This window comes from Pseudomonas sp. FSL W5-0299, assembly GCF_005930655.1.
Taxonomy (GTDB): Bacteria; Pseudomonadota; Gammaproteobacteria; order Pseudomonadales; family Pseudomonadaceae; genus Aquipseudomonas; species Aquipseudomonas mandelii.
The window spans coordinates 1-2448 of record NZ_RXHX01000083.1 but is presented as its reverse complement, the minus strand read 5'-3'; the positions used below and the strand labels follow the sequence as shown (position 1 = coordinate 2448).

Below are 2448 nucleotides of genomic sequence, written 5' to 3'. Positions count from 1 at the left end.
GCCAGTGATATGGCTTTGTAAGTAGAAGCGTAATCAGAGAAAGCCCACTGACCGGAGACGGTCAGTGGGCTTTTTTGTGCTTCAAACTCAGCACTTGCTGGCCCGTAATATCCAAGACTGACACCGCCTCTGTGGCGAGGGAGCTTGCTCCCGGTGGGCTGCGGAGCAGACCCGTTCAGGCCATGCTCATTCAGAGCGGTACATCAATTCCAAGCGTTCTATCCACTCGTTTGTAGCGCCAAATCTTGCGTAATACTTCATTCTTTCCAGGTCACTCAATTGAGTGAGGAAGGGAATGAAGTAATTGTCGTTGTAGTACCCTTGAGCACCTTGCATCTCTCCACCCCACCAGGAAGGGTTGTACCCTTCAAACGCTATCCATGGGGGAGGAGGGGCAAAATTCTCGCGCAAAATAACATTCATGAAATCGATGCTGTTCGTAACCATTCGAACAGTTGTTGAGTTGAACTCCCTTGTGGAAGTAAAAAACACTAATTGCTCGTTTTTTTCATCGTTAACATAGTGCTTTGCAGGTAGCTCATTAAATGTTTTTTCAGATGTGTATTTAAAATTTGCTTCGACGAACGCCAGAAATTTATGAGTGTCTGCGTGCTCAATTAAAAATGAAGAATAAAAGGCTGGAATACCCAGTCCTTCTAAAGATGATGTTTTGGGGTAGTAGGGCAGCCGACTAATTTCGCTTGTTGAAGGATCAGCGAAAATGGTTTTTAGCTCTGAAATGGAATATCCAGCAATTTGCTCTTCTGGTTCTTGCTTCATGAAGGATTTGAAACGACTAAAAAAACTCATCACCAGACCTCAGTCTTGTACGTAATCAGTAAGCCAGGTTGCACCCAAATAACCCGCCGTACCGAAGATAATTCCACCAACAGCAGCACTGACAATTGCTCCTGGGCCCGTTTCTATACCAACAGCAGCACCTACCGCCAGGCCAATCCGTCCTCCCGCGATTGCGGCCCCCCAACCTCCAGCTTGCTTGACTACTTCGACCGAGATCGGTCTGACGCTATTTTGCTTGATTGACTCATCTGTAGCCAACTTCAAGTCATAGGCGGTAAAACCGATGGCAAAAACCCTTACAACTCTCGCTCCCTTAATCAACATGTTTGTTGCTTTGTAGGAACTTGGGGTAAAGACTGCTTTGGCCGGTACTTTTTCAGCCTGAACCAGTACTTCTTTGTCTATATTCTTAACCCAATCTGCGATTTGGTCTATCTGGACGACTTTCTTTGGGGCGACTTTTTTGTATTCGTCGAGTGACTTTAATATCTCTTCGGTGGATACAAGCTTTGCACCTGCTGCTTTTGCTTTTTCTATATCAATGTAAACGGTCTTGCCCTCGAATCGCGGCGATCCGTTTGGAAATTCAGAGCTGGTAGATAGATAGCTGGACGGATATTTTCTGCTGCTAAATACGTGCTCCGCTACCGTGGCGTTGGATTTCGGGTCTATAGGTATCATGCCAAATTTTTCCGGCCATACCTCGTGCTTGATTTGAAACGCGGGGAGGTTCTTTGCGACAAGGTGAGGATTATCTGGTGAGGAGTAGATTTTGCGAACTAGAAAGCCATCTTTACCTATTTCATCGACGACAACGAACAAGTGAATGTTGGCAGGCATTGAATAGCCAGGCACATTGCTAACCGACCCGGCCTGTTGATTTGTAGGGACTTTACAAGAAAACTCAGTCATGCATCGCCCCACTTTTCGAGCGCGGCAACACCTGTGGTGATTTCCAGCGTTTCCTGTTTTTTGGTTGTGATTCGTGGCGTATGTCCTGACTCGTCAGAAAAGCCGGTGTAAACCCGGCCTGCTTCATCTTTGATGTGATACGGCACATAGGCAAGAGGCTGGCCGTCGCTCCCGAGAATACGAAACTGCTCATTGAATGGCTGCAACCACAACGGCATAGGTAAGGGCGGGACGAAGTCCGCAGGCGAGTGGACGTTGCCAATGATCACCGTTCCGGAGCCACTCACCACGTTGTTGCCGTGGGCACCAACACTGCCGACCGTTGCGGCGGGTTTACCGTTTATAAGAACGGTAGAAGCGACCTCTCCTACAATGGGGCTGCCGCACGTACTTTTGTCGTCTTGGCGAGCAGCAGCCAACCCGTCAAAGAATACGTCGGGAGAGCCAGCGGCGATGGGGTTTACTCCGTGGCCGGGTAGCGGACAGCTTGTGGGATCCGTGACTCGGGCAGCAGGTTTTCCAGCCATTTTGAACGTCCTTGTAAAATGTGAAGTGGAGGATTGTTACACAAAGAATCCGCTGACAACCATGGCCACCCTTTTTAGCCCATTCACGACCAATACTTCCCGAACGCCAAAGCCGAAGACTGGCACCTACAGAAAGTGTTCAAGGACAAGGTGGCTTCGCCTGCCTGGCAGGAAAAGCTGCATCAGATCGTGCCGAGCTATGGCACTC

At 48.8% G+C, this 2448-nt stretch carries 3 protein-coding genes; all 3 read right to left on the bottom strand.

Going from position 1 to position 2448, the window contains the following annotated elements:
* Nucleotides 1–186 precede the first annotated feature (186 nt).
* The 3 genes from FHL16_RS33635 to FHL16_RS33625 are packed head-to-tail and all read right to left on the bottom strand — an operon-like array spanning nucleotide 187 to nucleotide 2240.
* The gene (locus FHL16_RS33635) at nucleotides 187–810 is read right to left on the bottom strand and encodes a hypothetical protein (RefSeq protein ID WP_010459387.1); all 624 of its coding nucleotides are present in this window, start codon (nucleotides 808–810) and stop codon (nucleotides 187–189) included.
* Between the two features lie 9 nt (nucleotides 811–819).
* The gene (locus FHL16_RS33630; RefSeq protein WP_238706222.1) at nucleotides 820–1713 is read right to left on the bottom strand and encodes a glycine zipper family protein; all 894 of its coding nucleotides are present in this window, start codon (nucleotides 1711–1713) and stop codon (nucleotides 820–822) included.
* A complete protein-coding gene (locus FHL16_RS33625) occupies nucleotides 1710–2240 on the bottom strand; it encodes a PAAR domain-containing protein (RefSeq protein ID WP_077750538.1) in 531 nt (176 codons plus the stop codon). Before FHL16_RS33625 ends, FHL16_RS33630 begins: the two co-directional genes overlap by 4 nt.
* Between the last annotated feature and the right edge of the window lie 208 nt (nucleotides 2241–2448).